At 69.0% G+C, this 19233-nt stretch carries 13 protein-coding genes and 1 tRNA gene; 7 read left to right on the top strand and 7 right to left on the bottom strand.

The annotated features are described in order from the left end of the window. Positions 1-2 precede the first annotated feature (2 nt). Positions 3-1685, bottom strand: coding sequence for a thiamine pyrophosphate-binding protein (locus tag GR130_RS27945; protein ID WP_159510264.1), 1683 nt, complete (start codon positions 1683-1685; stop codon positions 3-5). A 515-nt stretch (positions 1686-2200) separates the two neighbouring features. On the opposite strand from GR130_RS27945, the gene GR130_RS27940 reads away from it, so the two are divergent. After that, complete coding sequence (locus tag GR130_RS27940) at positions 2201-3760, top strand: aldehyde dehydrogenase family protein (RefSeq protein ID WP_159507270.1); 1560 nt, start codon at positions 2201-2203, stop codon at positions 3758-3760. Positions 3761-3796: 36 nt separating this feature from the next. Here the strand turns inward: GR130_RS27940 and GR130_RS27935 are convergent, their stop codons facing one another. Beyond that, positions 3797-5113, bottom strand: a complete 1317-nt coding sequence (locus tag GR130_RS27935) for a DUF2254 domain-containing protein (RefSeq protein ID WP_159507269.1) — start codon at positions 5111-5113, stop codon at positions 3797-3799. A gap of 104 nt (positions 5114-5217) precedes the next feature. Between GR130_RS27935 and GR130_RS27930 the strand changes: the two genes are divergently transcribed. After that, positions 5218-5302, top strand: a tRNA-Leu gene (locus GR130_RS27930). Here the strand turns inward: GR130_RS27930 and GR130_RS27925 are convergent. From GR130_RS27925 to GR130_RS27910, 4 genes are all read right to left on the bottom strand, one after another. Then, positions 5267-6946, bottom strand: a complete 1680-nt coding sequence (locus GR130_RS27925; RefSeq protein WP_159507268.1) for a recombinase family protein — start codon at positions 6944-6946, stop codon at positions 5267-5269. The two genes, GR130_RS27930 and GR130_RS27925, sit on opposite strands and share 36 nt — an antisense overlap. A 367-nt stretch (positions 6947-7313) precedes the next feature. Further along, the gene (locus GR130_RS27920) at positions 7314-8255 is read right to left on the bottom strand and encodes a TRM11 family SAM-dependent methyltransferase (protein WP_159507267.1); all 942 of its coding nucleotides are present in this window, start codon (positions 8253-8255) and stop codon (positions 7314-7316) included. Between the two features lie 17 nt (positions 8256-8272). Continuing rightward, positions 8273-8869, bottom strand: coding sequence for a hypothetical protein (locus tag GR130_RS27915; RefSeq protein ID WP_236573575.1), 597 nt, complete (start codon positions 8867-8869; stop codon positions 8273-8275). A 514-nt stretch (positions 8870-9383) separates the two neighbouring features. After that, the gene (locus tag GR130_RS27910; protein WP_159507265.1) at positions 9384-9584 is read right to left on the bottom strand and encodes a hypothetical protein; all 201 of its coding nucleotides are present in this window, start codon (positions 9582-9584) and stop codon (positions 9384-9386) included. A gap of 119 nt (positions 9585-9703) precedes the next feature. On the opposite strand from GR130_RS27910, the gene GR130_RS27905 reads away from it, so the two are divergent. Then, entirely contained in the window at positions 9704-9913 is a 210-nt protein-coding gene (locus GR130_RS27905) for a hypothetical protein (protein ID WP_159507264.1), read from the top strand. On the opposite strand, the gene GR130_RS27900 is transcribed toward GR130_RS27905, so the two are convergent. Then, a complete protein-coding gene (locus tag GR130_RS27900) occupies positions 9900-10802 on the bottom strand; it encodes an IS5 family transposase (protein ID WP_268977942.1) in 903 nt (300 codons plus the stop codon). The genes GR130_RS27905 and GR130_RS27900 overlap by 14 nt on opposite strands. A gap of 871 nt (positions 10803-11673) precedes the next feature. On the opposite strand from GR130_RS27900, the gene GR130_RS27895 reads away from it, so the two are divergent. From GR130_RS27895 to GR130_RS27880, 4 genes are all read left to right on the top strand, one after another. Then, positions 11674-14115 carry a toll/interleukin-1 receptor domain-containing protein gene (locus GR130_RS27895; protein ID WP_159507262.1) on the top strand — a complete coding sequence of 814 codons (2442 nt, stop codon included), beginning with the start codon at positions 11674-11676 and terminating at the stop codon, positions 14113-14115. A gap of 53 nt (positions 14116-14168) precedes the next feature. Continuing rightward, on the top strand, positions 14169-14555 hold the full coding sequence (locus GR130_RS27890) for a hypothetical protein (protein WP_159507261.1): 387 nt from the start codon (positions 14169-14171) through the stop codon (positions 14553-14555). 242 nt (positions 14556-14797) lie between these two features. Continuing rightward, entirely contained in the window at positions 14798-16450 is a 1653-nt protein-coding gene (locus tag GR130_RS27885; protein ID WP_159507260.1) for a hypothetical protein, read from the top strand. A gap of 210 nt (positions 16451-16660) precedes the next feature. Then, entirely contained in the window at positions 16661-18802 is a 2142-nt protein-coding gene (locus GR130_RS27880; protein ID WP_328707569.1) for an ATP-binding protein, read from the top strand. Positions 18803-19233 lie beyond the last annotated feature (431 nt).

The following is a 19233-nucleotide window of genomic DNA, read 5'->3' as shown; positions in this document are numbered from 1 at the left end:
TCCTACTTGTACATGGTCTGGTTCACGGTTCCTGGGGCGTAGGCGTCCGGGTCCACCCATACGTTGATCAGCGAGGGCTTCCCGGACTCCCGCGCCCGGCGGAGCGCCGGCCCGATGTCCGCCGGGTCGCGGACCTCCTCGCCGTAACCGCCAAGCATCTGGGCGAACTTGTCGTAGGGCACATCGCCGAGGGTGTTGCCGACCCGCTCGCGCGACGCGCCGTACCTGGCCTTCTGGCCGTAACGGATCTGGTTCATCGAGGAGTTGTTGCCGACGACGCCGACGAACGGGAGGTCGTAGCGGACCAGGGTCTCGAAGTCCCAGCCGGTCAGGCTGAACGCACCGTCGCCGAACAGCGCGACCACCTCCTTGTCCGGCCGGGCCTGCTTGGCGGCGAGGACGAAGGGGATCCCGACGCCGAGGGTGCCCAGCGGGCCCGGGTCCATCCAGTGGCCGGGCGACCTGGGCTGCACCACCTGCCCGGAGAAGGTGACGATGTCGCCGCCGTCGCCGATGTAGATCGAGTCCTCGGTCAGGAAGTCGTTGATCTCGCTGACCAGCCGGTAGGGATGGATGGGGGAGGCGCCGGACCGCAGCTGCGGCAACCGCCGGTCCAGTGCGGCCTGTTCGACGGCCCGCAGCTCGTCGAGCCACTCCTTGCGGCGGGCCGCGCCGCCGTCGATCCGGCCCGACGCGGCGGCGGCGACCGACGCCAGAACCAGCCCCGCGTCCCCGACGATCCCGAGGTCGATGTCGCGGTTCCGGCCCACCGTCCGGTAGTCCAGATCGATCTGCACCACCGCCGCGTCCGGCGACAGCCGCCTGCCGTACCCCATCCGGAAGTCGAAGGGCGTGCCCACGACGACCAGGACGTCGGCGTGGCCGAACGCGTACCGGCGCGACAGCTGGAAGTGGTGCGGATCCCCGGGCGGCAGCGTGCCGCGCCCGGCGCCGTTCATGTACGCCGGGATGTTCAGGGTCCGGACGAGGTCGATGGCGGCGGCGGTGCCGCGCGTCGTCCACACCTGGCTGCCGAGCAGGATCGCCGGCTTCTCGGCGTGCACCAGCAGGTCGGCCAGCCGCGCCACGGCCTCGGGGTCGCCGGCCGAGCGGGTCGAGGCCCGATAGCGCCCGGCCTGCGGGATCCGGGCCTGCGCGACGGGCACCTCGGCGTCCAGCACATCGCGCGGGATCTCCAGGAAGGAGGGGCCGGGCGCGCCGTGGTAGCACTCGCGGAACGCCATCGAGACCATGTCGGCGACGCGCGCGGTGTCCGGGACGGTGGCGGCGAACTTGGTGATCGGCGTCATCATCTCGACATGCGGGAGGTCCTGGAGCGAGCCCATCTTGTGCTGGGTGCGGGCGCCCTGACCACCGATCAGCAGCATCGGCGACTCGGCCCGGAAGGCGTTGGCGACTCCGGTGACCGCGTCGGTGGTGCCGGGACCCGCGGTGACCACCGCGCAGCCGGGCCGCCCGGTGAGCCGGGCACGGCCGTCCGCGGCATGCGCGGCGACCTGCTCATGGCGTACGTCCACCACGTCGATGCCCTCGTCGACGCAGCCGTCGTAGATGTCGATGATGTGGCCGCCGCAGAGGGTGTAGATGACGTCGACCCCCTCCGCCTTGAGCGCCTTGGCGACCAAGTGCCCGCCGGAGACGAGGTCCTGGGCGTCCTCGGGCATGTGCATCGCTTCCCTTCCTCGGGTCGTGCGGGCGCCATCGACCGGCACTCCCGGCAGATTGCATACAGTCGACGAATACTGTATGAAACCGTTATCTCTCATCGGGTCGCCGATGTCCAGAGGGGCACACGGTGAGCGGCGGCCGGTTCGCCGACACGGCCCGGACCGGGATCGGCGCTCAGAGCGGAATGGGCGACGCCGGCCTCGGCCCCTGCCCGACGCGGCCCAACTCAACGCCCTCATCGGCGCGATCGGCGGGCGCCGCGGAGAGGTGCGCCGCCCGCCCCGTAGGCGAGCCTCTGGCAGCCACCACCCCGTACGGGAACGCCGTGCCCACCGGTCGCCGCCCCCGGGTGGTCCCGCCAACCGCCCCGAGTGACACTCGCCATACCCGACGCCGCAACGGCCCGCGCGCCACCACACACCGCTACCGTCCAGTAACACGGCTCTTCCCAGGAGCCGCCGAGCGCCACCACCCTGCCCCTCCGGCCGTGCACCGAGAGCGGAGACACCCGATGGCACCCACCCCCGCAACCACCCCGACACCCACCCTCAAACCCGGCACCTCCTGGCAGGACGCCTGGCAGCGCAGCCGGGCCGCCGCCCCCGAGGCGTTCCGCGACGACCGGGTACGCAACCTCTGGGCCGGCACCTGGCACGCCGACGGCGACCCGCTGCCCGCCGTCAGCCCCGTCGACGGCACCGCCATCGCCGGCCCGCCCCGCCTCGACGCGGACGCCGCGCTGGGCGCCGTCCGCGCCTCCCTCGACCAGCACCGCGCCTGGCGCCGGATCCCGCTCGCCGAACGCAAGGCCCGCATCTCCGCCACCCTCGACGCCCTCACCGAGCACCGCGACCTGCTCGCACTGCTCCTCGTCTGGGAGATCGGCAAGCCCTGGAAGGCGGCCCGGGCCGACGTCGACCGCGCCATCGACGGCGTCCGCTGGTACGTCACCGAGATCGACCGGATCCTCACCGACCGGTCCCCGCTGCCCGGCCCGGTCAGCAACATCGCCAGCTGGAACTACCCCATGTCGGTCCTGATCCACGCGATGCTGGTCCAGGCCCTGGCCGGCAACGCGGTGATCGCAAAGACCCCCACCGACGGCGGCCTGGTCTGCCTCACCCTCGCCTGCGCCCTGGCCGCCCGCGAAGGCGTCCCGGCCACCCTGGTCAGCGGCAGCGGCAGCGCCCTCTCGCCGGCCCTCGTACGCTCACCGGAGATCGGCTGCGTCTCCTTCGTCGGCGGACGCGACACCGGCGCCCGGGTCGCCACCGCCGTCGCCGACCTCGGCAAGCGCCACATCCTCGAACAGGAGGGCCTCAACACCTGGGCCATCTGGAACTTCACCGACTGGCCGTCCCTCACCCCCCAGCTCCGCAAGACCTTCGACTACGCCAAGCAGCGCTGCACCGCCTACCCCCGATTCGTCGTCCAGCGCGAGGCGTTCGCGGACTTCCTCGCCGCCTACCTCCCGGCCGTCCGCGGCGTCCGCTTCGGCCACCCGCTGGCCGTCCCCGACCCCGCCGCCCCCCTCCCCGACCTCGACTTCGGCCCCCTGATCAACGCCGCCAAGGCCAAGGAACTCGCCGACCTCGTCACCGAGGCGATCTCCCGCGGCGCCGTCCCCCTGCACCGCGGCACCCTCACCGACGGCCACTTCCTGCCCTCCCAGGACACCTCCGCCTACCTCCCGCCCACCACCCTCCTGTCCCCACCCCCGTCCTCCCCGCTCCACCACGCCGAGCCCTTCGGCCCCGTCGACACCATCGTCCTCGTCGACACCGAGGCGGAACTCCTCGCCGCCATGAACGCCAGCAACGGCGCCCTGGTCGCCACCCTCTCCTGCGACTGCGACGAGACCTACGACCGCCTGGCCCCGCAGATCCGCGCCTTCAAGGTCGGCCGCAACAAGCCCCGCTCCCGCGGCGACCGCGACGAACTCTTCGGCGGCTTCGGCAACTCCTGGCGCGGCGCCTTCGTGGGCGGCGACCTCCTCGTCCGCGCCGTGACCGAGGGTCCCGCGGACGAGCGACTCCCCGGCAACTTCCCGGAGTACCACCTGATGCCGTAGGACCCGCCCGCGGTGCGGCGGCGCTCCACGGCATCCCTACCCGATCCCCTGCCGGTCGGGGGAGAGGGCGAACCGCCGGTCCGCCGCGGCCGGCACCGCACCCTCCACCGACTGCACCAGGAGGGTGCGGTGCCGTACCAGCGGCTCCTGCCGCTCCTCCGGCGCGAGCAGCAGCAGATCGTCGATCCCGGCCAGCATCCGGCGCGTCACCTGCGGACTCCCCACCGCGGCCCCCCGGATCTCGGTCAGCCCCAGGTCCACCAGATCCGCCCACCCCGGAACGCTCTGCGCCAGCCGCACGGCCCCCCGCCGGTCCCGGTGGTGCACGGTCCCCAGCGGCCGCTCCGCCACCGCCGCCAGAATCTGCACGATCCGGTCCAGGCACTGCACCGCGGTCGTCGGATCGTTCACCGCCGGCGACAGCGCCCGCAACGCGATGTCCGACAACTGCCGCAGCCCCAGCCCCAGATCCTGGTGAAACGTCCGCTCCACCCCCACCGACACCGTGTACCGCAACGCCCGCCGGGACGGCGCCGGTCCGCCGTGCACCGCCAGTACCGGCGTCCCCGGCATCACGAAGTCCCCGATCCTCGGAATCAGCCGCAGCACCACCCCCTGCCGCCGCGCCGCCCCCACCAGCCGCGCCACGTTCACATCCCGCACCACCCCGGCGGCCCCCTCGTACACCACCCGCCCCGTCTCCCCGGGCAGCGGCACCGCACCGCCCTCCCCACCCACCTCCAGCCGCGCCAGCATCCGCCCCGTCTCCTTCGCGATCCGGTCCACCACCGGCCCCACCTGCATCAACCGCAGCGTGGCGGACACATACGCGATGAACAGCAGCAGACTCAGCACCACCAGCACAACGGTCAGCAGACTCTGCACCACCGGTACGGACTCGACCTCCCGCGCCGGCGTCTCGCTCTCGTACGAGGTGAGCACCAGCAGCGAGAACAGGAACGTCGCCAGAAACACCGCCAGCGTCGCCTTGCTGATCCGGCTCCGTACGAAGATCCGCACCACCCGCGGAGTCAGCTGCCCGCTCGCCATCTGCACCGCGACCAGCGAGATGCTGAACACCACGCCGATGAAGGTCATCATCGCCGAGCTGACCGTGGTCACGATCGTCCGCGCGTCCTCCGCGATGGACATCAGATCCTCGACCTCGCCGTACGCCCCCCGCCCCTGCAGATACGCCACGATCTCCGTATCCGCCGCCATGGCCGCCAGCCACAGCACCACGGCCCCCGTCAGCCCGACCGTCGGCGCGAACCAGAACGTGTCCCGCAAGTGCTCCCGCAACGGCGAAAGCGCCCGCGGCCGACGCGGCCCCACCTGTCCCTCATCACCCATAAACGGACCTTATGTCCCGCACGGATACGCAGGTGAAAGGCACTCCGAAACCTTGGTATTGTTGTCCATGTCGCCGCGGGCAAGCCCCGCGAAGATCACACCTAGTCCGGGTGGCGGAATGGCAGACGCGCTAGCTTGAGGTGCTAGTGCCCTTTATCGGGCGTGGGGGTTCAAGTCCCCCCTCGGACACGCAATTACGCGCATGTCAGCGGGTTGTGACCTTACGGTCACAACCCGCTGATTTGCGTGGTACTCCAGTTCAAGGCCGAAGTCGACGTAAAGCGGAGCCTTGTCCTCCGGGGCCGCGGCTTGGAGCCGGTCGGTCATGTTGCCGAGGGTCTTGATCATGTGGTGGATCTGGTCGTCGGTGAGGATTGCCTGCTTCGTGCGTGACGCCGTGGCGAGCTGTTGTCGAGCTGCAGTCTGTTCGGTTTGAGCTTCGGTGATCCATCCGGCGACGAGGGTGGGGTCTGCTCCGGCGTCGAGGGCGGCCCGGTACCGGGTGATGCGCTGCTGGGAGTGTGCGATGACGCGCCGCGCTGCTTCCAGAGCCGGGGCGGGAGCAGATCGCTGCCGCTGGCTGTCGCGCATGGCCTGGAGGGTTCGGCTGAGGTGGCCGGGGGCGAAGACGCGGGCGATCCAGCCGTCGAGCAGGGGCAGGATCGCGCTCTGGCGCACGTAGACGGTCAGCGGATGGTTGAGGGACTCGCTCTTCGCGTACTCAGATGGATAGCGGCAGCGGTAATAGGGCTGGCCATTGTTGTAGTTGCCCTGCATCTTGCGGCGACAGATCCCACAGCGCAGCCGCCCGCGGAGCGGGTAGGCGCGGGTGGTGGTGCGAGGGCTGCGCTCGGATCCCGCCGATCGGCGGGATGGCATCGTGGCTTGCGCGCGGGTGAAGGTCTCCGTGCTGATCAGCGGTTCGTGGACTGGCTGGGCCGACCAGATCCACTCGTCGGGGGTGTTCCAGGTGAGTTTGGTGCGGTGGCCGAGGGTGACATCGTCGATGTCGAGGAGGACTTCGTCCTTGTGCTGCTTGTTCCACACTTCGTGGCCGGTGTAGCGGGGGTTGCGCAAAATGGCGCGCACGGCGCTCTTGGACCAGGCGTGGCCGTTGCGATGCGGGTTGCGGGCGCGGTCGTGGGCGGAGGGGCAGGGGATGCCGTCGCGGCTCAGCCCTTCGGCGATGGCATAGAGGCCCCTGCCACGGATGTATTCGGTGAAGATGCAGACGACAACCCAGGCGGTCTCGGGATCGGGTTCCAGACGGCGGAGGCGTTTGCCGTCGGCGGCCTTGGCCGGGTTGGGATGCGGCCCGGCGTCGACGAGTCGGTAGCCGTAGGGCGGGCGCCCGCCGAGGTAGCGGCCTTCGATCTGTGCTTGGGAGGCCATTGCGGTGCGCACCCGGATCTTGATGCGGGTGCGTTCGCCCTTGCTCATGCCGCCGAAGACGGACATAACCAGGTCGTGGGCCTCGTTGTCGGGGTCGATGGGCCCGCCGACCTCGGGGACCCACAGCGGTACGCCGAAGTGGACGAAGAGGGGAAAAGTGTTGCCGAACTGGTTGCCGTAGAAGGTGCGCTGGGGCTCGCCGATGACGACGGCGTCGAAGCCTCGGTCCGGGTTGCGGAGGGCGTCGAGGAGGGCTGCTGCTCGGGGGCGACGTTTCCAGGGCAGAGCGCGGGAGTGGCCGGTGTCGAAGTACTCGGTGACGATTTCGCCGCCGGCGGGTTCGATGAGGGCGCGGGCACGGGTGAGCTGCCAGTTGCGGGAGGTCTCGGGGTCTTGGAGGTCCTCGGTGGAGCAGCGTCCGGCGAAAGCGAAGTGGACCATAGGTCGTTGGCTCTCTCGGTTTGGTGTGCGGCGGGCACGGCGGATGACGGCGATCCGTGGTACCTCCTGCTCTGCGAAGAGGGCCAGTCGTCCGCCGTGCCCACGCTTCCTACGGGTTTGTGTGAACCGGCGGCACGTCCACCAGCCGGTGGTACTCCTCACGGACGAAGCGCAGCAGGGCTGCTGCCGCCGTCTCGGAGAGATGCGGGGGCTCTTCGGGCAGACGCACTGTCAGCTCGGGAGACGGGGCCGCAGGAGGTGTCCGCGATGTGTCCTCGGGGGCCATCGAGCCGTTTGACGGGTTGGCCGTCATCACTCACCCCGCCGCCATCGGGCAGCCGACGGCACCAGATCGGCCCCAGCGTCCTCAGTCGACACGGGGCTTGCTTCTCGCGGCGCAGGTCCGGGAGCGGAAGCCAGCTGCAGAAGCCGGGGTGCTGCTCTTGGAACACGGCGTCCCGTTGCCTCTTCCTGGGCGGGTGAAGATCAGAACGTCTTCGTGCTGCACCACTGAGAGGGGGATGCCTTGGCGGCGGGCGTCGCGGACATTCTTCATCTGGAAGAACGACGGGCGAGTGACGAGCTGGCTGTTGCGGATGCCGGTGAGGAGGGCGACGCACCGTTCGGACGGTGTGAGGCCGGCGGCTTTGCCGGCGGCGAGAACAGCGGAGGGCAGGTCGATGAGTTCCCCGCGTTCACGCCAGGGGCGGGTGGTGACGACGACCGTACCGCCGGGGCGCAGCATGGTGCGGCACTGGGCGAGGATTTCGGTGAACGCCTCCAGGAGGTGGGCGGTGGGGACGTGGGCGAGATTGGCGCGGTCGTGGCCGTAGCGGAAGTTTTTCTTGACTACCCCGGGTTCGCCGGTCTCCCGGGAGGAGCGGACCTGTCCGTGGACGCTGGGACCGTAGGGAGGTGAGGTGACCACGAGATCCACCTCGCCGCGGCCATCAGCGGGGGCGAGGTCGGTGAGGCGTCGGGCGTCGCCGCAGCGGACGATGCCGGTGCCCGCGCCGCTTTCTTGTGCGGCGGCGCGTGCGTTGAGGGAGGCGAGGGTTGCCCACTTCGGTTCGTATTCGATGCCGAGGGCGTTGCGGCCGAGGTGGAGGGCTTCGACGAGGGTGGTGCCGATGCCGCACATGGGGTCGAGGACCAGATCACCGGGCTGGGTGTAGGTGGTGATGGCGTGGGCGGCGATGCCGGGGTGCATCTTGGCTGGGTGCGCTGCCGAGCCGGGTACGTAGCGGCCTTTGCGTTGGGCGGGGGCGGAGGTGGGGGCGGTGTTCCACACCGAGGAGGAGCGTGTCACAAGGGAATCTCCTTAGTTCAGGCGTGGATGGCGGAGAGGGGGATCAGGTCGCTGTGGGCCACCCCGGGGCTGACGTCGACGGGTGGGGTGGGGATGAGGCGGTCGTCGGCGGGGTGGGCATGCGCGACGATGACGTGCTGGAGGTACCGGAAGCCGGCGGTGCGGGCGCAGGCGATGAGCGAGCCGAGCGGGTCGGTGAGGATGCCCTCGTCCCGTCGCTGGCGGGTGGCCAGCAACAGCAGCCCGCTGGCGGGCAGGAGCCGGTGCGCACGATGGAAGAAGCCCGGCCAGCCGTCCTCCATGGCCCCCGGCATCTCGCTGACCGCACATACCGGCAGCTCTGTGGGTTCCGGGAGAGCGTCGGGGTGGAGTTCGGCGAGCAGCAGCGACAACCTGCTGGGCACGCCATCGCTATAGGTGATCGCTGGCGTGCGGGCGTCCATGCCCGGCACGGTGTCCTGGACAGAGATCTTGAGCAGAGGCGCGGGCAGTTGACCGGCCCGGGTGGTGAACACGGTCCGGATGCGCTCGATGGCCCAGTCGGGCAGCACGGTGCCCGGGGATGGTGCGGCGTGAGGCTGGTCGGGGGCGGGGAGCCAGATGGTCGTCGGCAAGGGACGTGCGATACGAGGACGGGCTGTGCCCGTGCGGTGCGGGGTGGTGGGCATCGACAGGTGGCGCCCGGTAGCGGGACCGAATCCGTCTGGTGCTGACGTGAAGTAATAGGGACGCAGGACGGCGGGATTGCCATCGTTGCCCTGGGTGTTCGAACCGGTGGCCTGGCAGGAAGCCGCACCTGCCCTTGAGGACTGGTCGGTCGTTGCTCCGCGGGCTTTCCCCAGCTCAGCCACACAGGCCGACCGGGCCAGCTAGTTTGGACTTCAGCCGTGCCTGCCGAGTCTCGCTAGGAGGCACTGATTGGCTTTGTTCACGAGTTGGTCTGGCGCCCTGGCAACGGACAGGCATCGCCCGTGACGTCGGCGCGTTCCCGCTGTGGGTGCGCTTCGCTATGCGCCGGCATGCCCAGTACGCGCCGTGCGGCCGAAGCACAGGTTCACTGGCTGCCTGTTGTGCTATCGGTGGCTTCGGTGTAATCGCACGGTGCGGTGCACCGGGCCTGACGAGGGTTCAGGAGATGAACTGGGCGAGGGCTCCGGTCAGGGCGGCCGCGAGGGTGAGGACGGCGGCGAATGCGGTGGCGGCTCGCATGAGGGCGGCGGGGTAGGTGGCGCCGTCGAGACGGGTGAGAGCGCCTGCTGCGACGGCGACCAACAGCGCGAACACGACGACCAGCGCGGTGGTGAGCAGGACAACGGCGAGGCGGGTCACGACAGACTCCCTGTAGACGGTGGGGTGTTGACGTGATCGAAGGTCGCGGAAACGGTGTTCGCCGGGGTCCGTCCGGACGAAGATGAACACCAGCGAACACACAGAGCTGGGCGGGACGGGTGCACGATGAACACGGCGAGTGCGAGGCGGCGCTCACCGAGCTTCGCGAGAAACTGACCGACGGGCTGGCCCGCGCCCGGCTGACAAAGACCCAGCTCGCCGTCCAAACAGGACTGGGCCGCACCACCGTTCAGGAGGCATTCCGGGCCGGCGCGCCCGCTCCGTCGGCTGAGAGCCTGTCGGGTGGCTGGTTGATCACGCTGCGATGAGGCCCTCGACGCTCGTGGAGCGGGCGGTTTTCCGTTCGTCATCGTGGCTCCAGCGCGATGACTGCCCCGCCAGGCGGACGAGCATCAGCCGGATCATCGCTACCTTGATCATGGCCTCCGAGGTAGCGGTGAGCCGTTCATAGTCGCGGGCCAGACGGCGGTTGCGGACCAGCCAGCCGAACGTCCGCTCGACAACCCAACGGCGGGGCAGCACCTTGAAGCCTTTGACATCGTCGGTCCGCTTCACGATCTCCACGACGATGTTCAACGCGTCACGGGCCCAGGAAAGGGGCCTGGAATCAACGGAGTTGGCATAGCCACCGTCAGCCCAGACCAATGCAACGGTGCAGAAGCCCTGGGCGAGCCGGGCCAGAACCGTGCGCCCTCCGGCGCGGTCCTGGACGGAGGCGGAGGTGACCGCGACGACCAGCAGGAGCCCCATCGTGTCCACGATCAAGTGCCTCTTCCTGCCCGCCGTTCGCTTCCCAGCGTCGAATCCTCGCGCTTGGCCGCCCTCGCTGCACTTGACCGACTGGGCGTCGATCACCGCGGCCGACGGGGCAGGATCCCGCCCCGCCTCCTCCCGTACCCGTCGGCGCAACGCGTCGTGGATGCCGTCCCACGTGCCGTCCCTGCGCCATTTGGTGAACCAGCGGTGCGCTGCATCCCAAGGCATCAGGTCATGCGGGAGCATCCGCCACTGGCAGCCCGACCGCAGCACGTAGAAGATCGAGTCGAGGACCAGCCGGTCCCCGTACTTGCGCACGCCACCGCCTTTACGCAGGTCGCGTACCGGAAGCAGAGGCTGGACAACCTCCCACATCGCATCGGTCAGACTGGACGGATAACATGAGCCGCTGACGGCCCCGGAGTTATCGCACTGGCACACACCACGTGATCATTCCGGGGCCTTCGCCATGCCCCTGGGTAGCGATCACACACCGCTTACGACCAGCCACCCGACAGGCTCTGAGCCGAGATGTACCGAGCCGCTGGCTGGCCTGCGGACACCCCGGCGTATCTGCTCTACGCCTACCCGACCCTGCTCGACCGCGCGGGCGACCTTGAGCGGCTGGCCGCGCTCGTCCTTGACCCCCACCGCCAACTCGCCCTCGTGAGACGCTCGTCTGCCGATGCCGGGCTCAGCCAGGTTGAACTGACACACCGAAGAATCATGCAAAACCGCGCAGCTGATCTTGGCACTCTGGCGGCGCTCGGAGTCTCCCGGGACATGCTCATCGAAGGCGCTCACGCTCTGCCGCCGAGCTTGGCGGAGGCGCTCGCCCGGCTGAGCCACGCGCAGGGGGCGATGGAGATCGCACGCGCCGCCGCTCAAGCCGCCGCCATGCACGGCAGGCTCGCCGTAGTGGCCCGCGTCTTGGCAGAAGCCGATCACACGCACGCGGTCCAGGCGGCCGAGGAGGCTGCGGAGGTGGCACGCCGGGCCCGCAACGAATCGGACACCCAAGTCGCCCAGAGAAGGGCGGCCCCGGCGAAAGCCGCTTTAGCAAACCATGCACCTTTCCGTCAAGGTACTAATGGGCCAGGGAGCCGGGCGGGGCGCACCGTTGGGCCACGGTGGGTTACCGCCGTGTCACCACCGACGGGCATAATCGGGTAACAGTGCTGGACAGCAGCGTGCGCCTGCATTCCTCCGGAATCGGGAGGTTGCGCCACACCGTCCGGTGACCGGGCGGCATGGCGGACCCCTCGTGCGGCACGCGACCATCATGGTCGTGAGTAAGGGAGTTGCGGTCGGCATGCGCGCGACGGAAGCCTGGAACGCGCATATCTATGGGGGAATGGTGGAGAGCGGAGCCCTTCGGCAAGCACCGACCCACGACGCGTTCATCAGCTACAACGCCAGGGATCTGGCTGTGGTGCACCGCCTCGCCGAGATGCTGCGCGAGGAGGGATTTCACATCTTCCTCGACGACTGGTGCCTGGTGGCGGGCGAGCCATGGCAGGAGCGCCAGAACGAGGCATTGGCCAACAGCGCCTCCTGCCTCGCGATGTGCGGCGCGCACGGACTGGGGCCGTGGCAGAACGAAGAGGTACGGCTCGCAATCAACCGCCGTGTCAGCGGCCGCTCCATGCGGGTGATACCCGTGCTGCTCCCGGAGGCGTCGGAGTCTGCCCTGGAACATCTGGACTTCCTGGACCGGTTCACCTATTGCGACTTCCGCGGCGGGCTGGATCAGCCCCGTTCGTTCTCCCGGCTCCGTGCCGGAATCCGCGGCGAGGCACCCGGACCGCCGGAACCCTTAGTTCCGGCGTTACCGGGCGGATCGCACCATGCGGATTACCGGTCGAGCTTCAACGCGCCCGTCAGCGGTTGGCGAAGGGGCTCCGCTGTGGCGGCGGCTCGCGCCGCAGTAACGGTGGGTGAGGCACCGGTCGTGCTGTGCGGACTGGCCGGCATCGGCAAGACACATGTGCTGTGCGACACGGCTGACGATCTCCGCGTTGGCCGGACCGTCCTCGCCCTGTCTGCGGGAGGTACCACGGCCGCCGAGCCTCGCTATCTTGTGGACGAGGTCAACGGCTGGCTGGACCGGACATTCGGCCGTGGGCTGGCCGGTGAGGACCTCTACCTGCGTGACTGGCCGGACGCGCTCGCGGCCCTGCTGGCACGCGTCGTGGACGAGCCGCTTCTGGTGCTGTTGGACGACTTGGACGCGGGCCGCGTCGGAAGCACCATTCTGCGTGCCTTCGACGGTCTCCGTGACTGCCTGGTCCTGGCCACTGCCCAGGAGCATTTAGCGGACACCACTGAAGCCCGGCACCTACTGGTGCCGCCGATGTCCCGTGCCGAAGGCACCGACTTCATCATGCATATGGCACAGAGCACGAACCTTCCGGTGGATCCGGAGGAACTCGCGAAGCAACTGCCAGGTGATGTGCTCTCACACCCCCTTGCGCTGTGTACCTTTCTGGCGCACACCGCCTACGTTCCCGCGGCTCTGCTCATACGCCCCGGCCTCCCCACCGACGTACTCTCCGCACGGAAACTCGTGGCCACCGCGGTTGGCCGACTGCCAGCCGTGTACCGCAAGGCTCTCGCCTACGCCGCGGTACTCGACCGGGTACCGCTGGCGGATCTCCTCACGGCCGGGATGGCCCTCCCGCCGTGGTTCACCGCCTCGTTGCCCGATCTGGTGCTGCGCTGCCTCGTCGTCCAGGTGGCCAGCGGTGTCGAGGTGCCCCAGCTTGTAGTCCAGGCTCTGGACGATGTGGACCCGCCCGCCCGCCGGGCCGCTCTGCACGACATCCTCGCCGAACTGGCGGGTCTGGCGGCCGAGGCGGAGAGCGAGGCGCTGGCATCGCTCTCGGGTGTGCTGGCACCGGTGGCACTGGTGGCGGTGGAAACCGGTGAATGGCGGGCACTTCTGGACGCAGTCCCTGACCGGTTGTTGGACCGGCTCAACACACGTGGCTTCTGGAAGGAGTACATCCTGCTCACTAAGGCACTCATCGAGGCGGCCGACCCTCTCGGGGATGAAGCGGACCGGGTCCGCCTGCGGGTCCGCCTGTCTCGCAAGATCGCCCAACTCGGCGACACCCGGTCCGCTTGGCAGTTGGCGCGCGAGTGCGAGTCGATTCCGGGAGCTGCCAGCTACCCTGCTTTGCGCGCCGAGCTAGCGGGGCAGCGGGCCTTCCTCTCCTATCTGCAGGAGGATGACCGCTCGACGCTGCACGAGCTGGGTATCTGCCTTGCCCTGCGGGCCCGTGTGGGCGATACCGCGGGCTTACTGATCGCTCACAAACTGGAGGGCAACGTCCATCTGCGCCGTGGAAGGTACGAGGAGGCTGCTACAGCCTATCGCAGCGCTCTGGACGTGGGAGGCGACGTGGCCGACGCCCGGCACCGGCTGGATACCGAGACTAGCCTGGCCATGTGCGAGGCGCGCCTCGGCTCAACTGAAGCAGCGGTGCGGCGTCTAGAGCGCGCGGTGCGCGAGATGCGCGCTCTGTCCTTGACCATCGATCTGCCCCGTGCGCTACACGGGCTCGCCCTCGTGTACGAGCGACAGGGGCTGCCAGCCCGGGCGCTCGAGCTGGTCCGGCAGGCCGCCGCAACGCCGGCCCGGGACCCTGCGGTACGCAAGGCGGTCGATCGTATGCTGTGGCGGTTGGAGAACCTTCAGCAGGTGACCCGGTTCGCGGCCGACGGTGGGAAGGCAAAGGGCGACCCGCGGTGATGGGACGAAAGAGGCCCGTACGGGTGATGAGGTCGGCGCTCCGTGCCACTGGTATGCCCGACTATCTGCGAAAGGCGTTCGTACAGGCCGTCCCCAAGCGGATGAGCAAGCGGACGGGGGTGCTATTGCGCGGCCATCTGCGGCTGCTGGTGTACTCCTCACGGTCGACCGATTCGCTGCTGGACGTCGAGGAGGCCTTCGCCGAACTGCGCAGCCACTGGGCCGCCGAGGGTGGGAACACTGGGGACCTGCTAAAGCTCGTCAGAATGGTGAGCTACCGCGCCCAGACGCTACACACGCCCGTGGCTAGCGAGCCGGCGGAGGAGGCAAGCCCCGCCGCGCTCGCCCAATTCTGGGCCTCCAGCGGCCATGACATCGATGAGCTGTCCACGTTCATGGCCGATGTCGATCAAGAAGCCGCAGATTGGCTACCAGGGTGAACGGAACGATGGTGTCTACGGCGCTCGCCGAACTGCTGGAGTACTCTCGCCGACATGTCCCCCACTACCAGTCGCTGGTTCCGCCAGGCCCAGTGACCGGAGAGAACGCGGTCGCAACGCTTCGGCGGATACCGTTGCTGCACCGTGGAGACGTCCGGAGTGAGCGTCCACGCCTGTGGTCGGCCGAGGGGGACACACGCCGGTGGAGGCGGGTGCACACCACCGGAACGACCGGTGCACCTGTGGAGATCGTTGTCGACGATGCGGCGCAGCATGCGGAACTCTCTGCCTTGGTCCGGCATGTTCGGCGCCACGTCGGCAAACAGGCCGGTCTGGCGATCGCGCATCTGACGCTGCATCTGGCTTCGACCTCCAGAGCGTCGGTCTCACCGGATCTGCCCGGCGTCGGGCTGGTCAAGTGGAACCTAAGCCGTGCATGGCAGTTGCCGGACGACGAATTCCGTTCCGCCGTCCGGGATATGCACGGGAAGGTAATCACCGTGATGCCCAGCGTGATGGCTGCCTTGTGCGATCGCCTCGGCCCATCGAGCGGGGTCGGTCCGCGGCTGGTCGTCCTGTCCGGTGAGCAGTTCACTCCCAGCTTGCGGGAACGCATCCAGGTGACGTTCGACTGCCCGGTCACCGCGCTCTACACGCTGGCCGAAGCTGGCATCGTCGCGCACGAGTGTGGGGAGAGCGGGACCTACCACGTCGAGGAGACGGATGCCTTCGTGGAGGTGGTGGGAGACCGAGGGGACCCGCTGCCGCCCGGGGGCGTCGGTGACATCGCGGTGACCCCGCTGGTGAACCGCGCCATGCCGCTCCTGCGCTATGTCAACGGGGACAAGGGAGCCTGGGTCGACGGCCCTTGTGGCTGTCGACGGCCCGGCCCGCGGCTGCGGCTTCTGGCTGCGCGTACCCAGCACGCTCTGGTGGCTGGTCCGAACGGGCGGGGGGTACGGAAGATCGATCTGGCCAAGCTCTGCAGGCAACTCGACCTCAGCGTCTCGCGGATCGTCCAGAACAGCGATGAGGTCGTGGTGGAACATCATGACTCGCACCCCGCCACGGACTTTCAGCGAACCGCGATCGCCGCGGCTGTACGTTCATTGATGGGAGCCGACCTGACCGTCCGGATGCTTCGGACGGCTCGCGAGCGCGCCGCGGGTGCCCCAGCGGCCGATCCCGGCCAGGTCCTGCCCGCGTTCCTGCCGTCAGCGGACATCGCGGCCTGGGCACACGACGTGCTGCGCCGGCAGGGCGTCCTGGCCGCCGTCCTTACCGGGTCGGCGCTCGATCCGGCGGCTGTCAGCCGCTTCAGCGACATCGACGTGACGGTCGTCATCGACGACGACCCTTGTCAGGAGCGCTGGTACGCATTGGCTGCGGCCATGAACCAGCACCTCGCCACCCTGCGCGTGAACGTCACCGAGGTGGCCGGGCTGGTACGGGCCCCGCTAGTCACCTGTCGTCTTTTGACAGAACGCCATCCCGTGATGGGAACACTGGAGGAGGCTGGGGTCACCTGGCCATCCGTCCAGGACCTGACGGCCGAGGCCAGGTTCTGGACACAAAACGCCGAGAGCGTGCTGTGGACCCGGCTGACAGCAGCCGACAGACAGCGCACGGACCCGGTGCGGGACGCCTGGCTCGCCTCGCGCTTCTGTCTCGACGCGCTGCGCTACCGGCTGTTGCGCGAAGGAGTCCGGGTGACCGCTGCCCGTCACGTTCTCCAAAGGGCACCGGAGTTCGGTGTACCGGACGCGACAGACATCCGGCACGTCTTCGCCGTAAGCCGGGAGCACCGGCCACCGCCCACTCCCGGATCACCCGAGGCGGACGGGTTCCTCCGTGTTGCTTTGGCCTGCGTGCGGTGGCTAGGCCGATCCTTGTGAGCCCGTTCGGCGGCGGGTGGGTGTCATATGGCTCAGGATGTCGGACCATTGAGGAGTGGGCATCTATCCGATGGCCCTTCGGCAAAGGATCACACACTGTTCCGTTGATTCGGTCGAGAGCGAGGCCGGTCAGCAGGGGATGGGTATGAGGTGAGCGCGAGCGCAACCAGCGGTGCCCATCAAGACCCCCGCTGAGAGGAGCCAGGTTCGATGTCTCATGCCCCACCGGGACTAGGAGAAGCGCACAATGCCGTCTCGGGCGGGGTCTTCTACGGCCCGGTGATCCAGGGCGGACTTGTAACTGTCACGACCACACAGCAGCCTGCAGGTTTGCCGTCCGGCGGACTTCCGCCTCCAGCCTCGGTCCACGTCGGCCATGAGGCAGAACTGGCCTCCCTGGTGGCCACACTCGATCCGCGCGGCAGACCGGCTGCCCCCGCCGTCTGCTTGGTGGCTGGGCCGGGCGGGGTGGGCAAGAGTGAGCTGCTGATCCAGGCCGCCCACGCCGTCCTCCGGCAGCGGCGGTTCCCCGGCGGTGTTCTCTTCGTCGACCTGCACGGACACAGGTCAGGTGTCTCCCCGCTCTCACCAGGGGAGGCACTCGGGCACCTGCTCCACCAACTGGGCGTCCCGGAGCCGGCGATCCCCGTCCACGCCGAGGACCGGGCCGCCGCCTACCGCCGTCATCTGGCAGAGCGGCCCACGCTTGTCGTGCTGGACGACGCGCACAACAGTGATCAAGTGCATCCGATGCTGCCGCCGCCCGGCGGGAGCAGGGCACTGGTGTCGAGCAGACGGCTGCTCCCCGCGGTGGACGACGCCCACCGCATCGCCCTTGACGTGCTGCCGCACGAGGCCGCCGTCCGGCTGCTGCTGGAAGTGTCAGGATGCCTTGGCGCCAGGGCAGTTGGTCCAGCCGCCGAGGAGCTGGTTCATCACGCCTCGCGGATCGCCGAGCGATGCGGAGGACTGCCGTTGGCGCTGCGCATCTCAGCCGCTCGGGTACGGGGAAAGCAGCCGGCCGCCTTCGCCGACCTGGCCGCGTGGCTGGCGGACGAGCAGAGCAGACTGTACGAACTCGATGACGGGGAGCGCCAGATGACCTCGGTGCTGGCGGTGTCGTACCGCGAGCTCGACCAGGACCAACGGCGCCTGTTCGCGCTGTGTGGCATCAGCCCGGGCCCCAGGTTGGGCATTCACGCTGCCGCCGCTCTCACAGGCGTCCCCCTCGCCCGGGTCCGCCGCCTCCTGGAAGGGCTGTGCGGCGCCCACATGGTGCAGGAGGAGGACCGAGGGCGCTATCGGCTGCACGAACTGGTTCACGACTATGCCCGGGAGAGGGCCAGGGAGGACCTGGCACGATCGGAGCGGGAAGCCGCCGCTGATCGATTGGTCGATCACTACCTTGCCACCGCCGACCGCGCCGACCGTGTGCTGTCGCCCTGCCGTTACCGGCTCCAGGACGAATGGGGACGTCCACCCGGGATCACCCCGGAGATCTCCTCCCATCATGCCGCTGTGTCCTGGCTGTCTGCCGAACTTGACAACTTTGCGGGCATCTGCCGGGCCGCTGCCGAGTCCTCGGCGCCGGCACGCAGCTGGCTACTCGCCGACGCGCTGCGCGGATACTTCTTCCTCGCCAAGACCTGGAAACCGTGGGAGGACACACATCGGGTGGCGCTCGCCGCCGCTGAGCAGGCCGGTGCACATCGCGAGCAGGGCATCCTACACAACAGCCTGGGGCTGTCGCTGTTGGAAAGACGTGACCTGACCGGTGCGTCCGCTCACTACACGGCTGCCGCACACCACTTCGAGGCGGCGGGCGACGAGCACGGTAGCGCCAACGCGGTCGAGAATCATGCGTGGGTGCGGCACTACTCCGGGGATTACGTCGGGGCTCTGGACGACCATCTGCGGGCGCTGCGGGGGTACGAGCTGCTAGGGGCGGAGCGAAACCGCGCCATCACCCTGCGGGGGATGTCGCTGGCCGAGATGGAGCTGGGACGCACCACGGACGCGATCGGCCATCTACGAGAGGCTGGGCGGATCTTCGTGGAACGGGATCTACACCTCGACGCGGCGATGACGCTCAACGGGCTGGGCGAAGCCTACGCCAAGGCAGGTGACCGGCGGTCAGCCCGGCTGCATCTGCTGCGGGCACTGCGCCTGAGCCGGTCCTGCGGCAGCAGGTACGAGGAGGCCCGGGCGCGCCGTGGCCTGGGCTCAGTCAGCCGGGACGACACGCAGCGGCTCGCCTTGCACCACTGGGAGCGCGCCCTGCACCACTACACCGAGCTGGGTTCGCCCGAGGCAGAGACGGTACGCGCCTTGATTGCAGAGCTGCGTGCGTAGCGTCTTTCTCCGCGCGAGCGGAGGAACCGTGGGCTGAAATCCATCGGCAGGCCAGCAGTGTGCTCCCCGAGGCCCACCCGGCAGGGAAAGCTGCTCTCTGGGCACATGGTGCCCCAGTGGGAGCACCCAACACGCGCCTTCGGCAGACGTAGTTCATCCTGATAACCAGTGCTTCTCCGCAGGCTACATGGGGGGCTGACACGAGCAGCCCTTGTCTGCGACTCCTGCCAGGGATTCCAATCTGCGACTACGACGGAGCCAGCTCCAGTTCGACGGTCAGCGGCGTGATCCGTGGGGTATTGGTCCAACTCCCCCCTCGGACACTCACCCCAGAGTGCCTGGTCGGCTAGTTGACCAGGCACTCTGCATAGGCGTTCGATCGGGTGATTGAAGTGGGAGGGGTGAACTCCCCATAGAGCGGCGCGCTGACC

Origin of the sequence: Streptomyces sp. GS7, from assembly GCF_009834125.1 — a bacterium.
Classification (GTDB): Bacteria; Actinomycetota; Actinomycetes; order Streptomycetales; family Streptomycetaceae; genus Streptomyces.
This window is presented reverse-complemented; position numbering and strand designations above follow the sequence as displayed.

Bases quoted from the DNA above. Each gene is read 5' to 3' on its own strand.
- GR130_RS27890 (WP_159507261.1), top strand. From the start codon at position 14,169: ATGCCCGACTATCTGCGAAAGGCGTTCGTACAGGCCGTCCCCAAGCGG.
- GR130_RS27935 (WP_159507269.1), bottom strand. From the start codon at position 5,113: ATGGGTGATGAGGGACAGGTGGGGCCGCGTCGGCCGCGGGCGCTTTCG.
- GR130_RS27925 (WP_159507268.1), bottom strand. From the start codon at position 6,946: ATGGTCCACTTCGCTTTCGCCGGACGCTGCTCCACCGAGGACCTCCAA.
- GR130_RS27895 (WP_159507262.1), top strand. From the start codon at position 11,674: ATGCGCGCGACGGAAGCCTGGAACGCGCATATCTATGGGGGAATGGTG.
- GR130_RS27880 (WP_328707569.1), top strand. From the start codon at position 16,661: ATGTCTCATGCCCCACCGGGACTAGGAGAAGCGCACAATGCCGTCTCG.
- GR130_RS27940 (WP_159507270.1), top strand. From the start codon at position 2,201: ATGGCACCCACCCCCGCAACCACCCCGACACCCACCCTCAAACCCGGC.
- GR130_RS27945 (WP_159510264.1), bottom strand. From the start codon at position 1,685: ATGCCCGAGGACGCCCAGGACCTCGTCTCCGGCGGGCACTTGGTCGCC.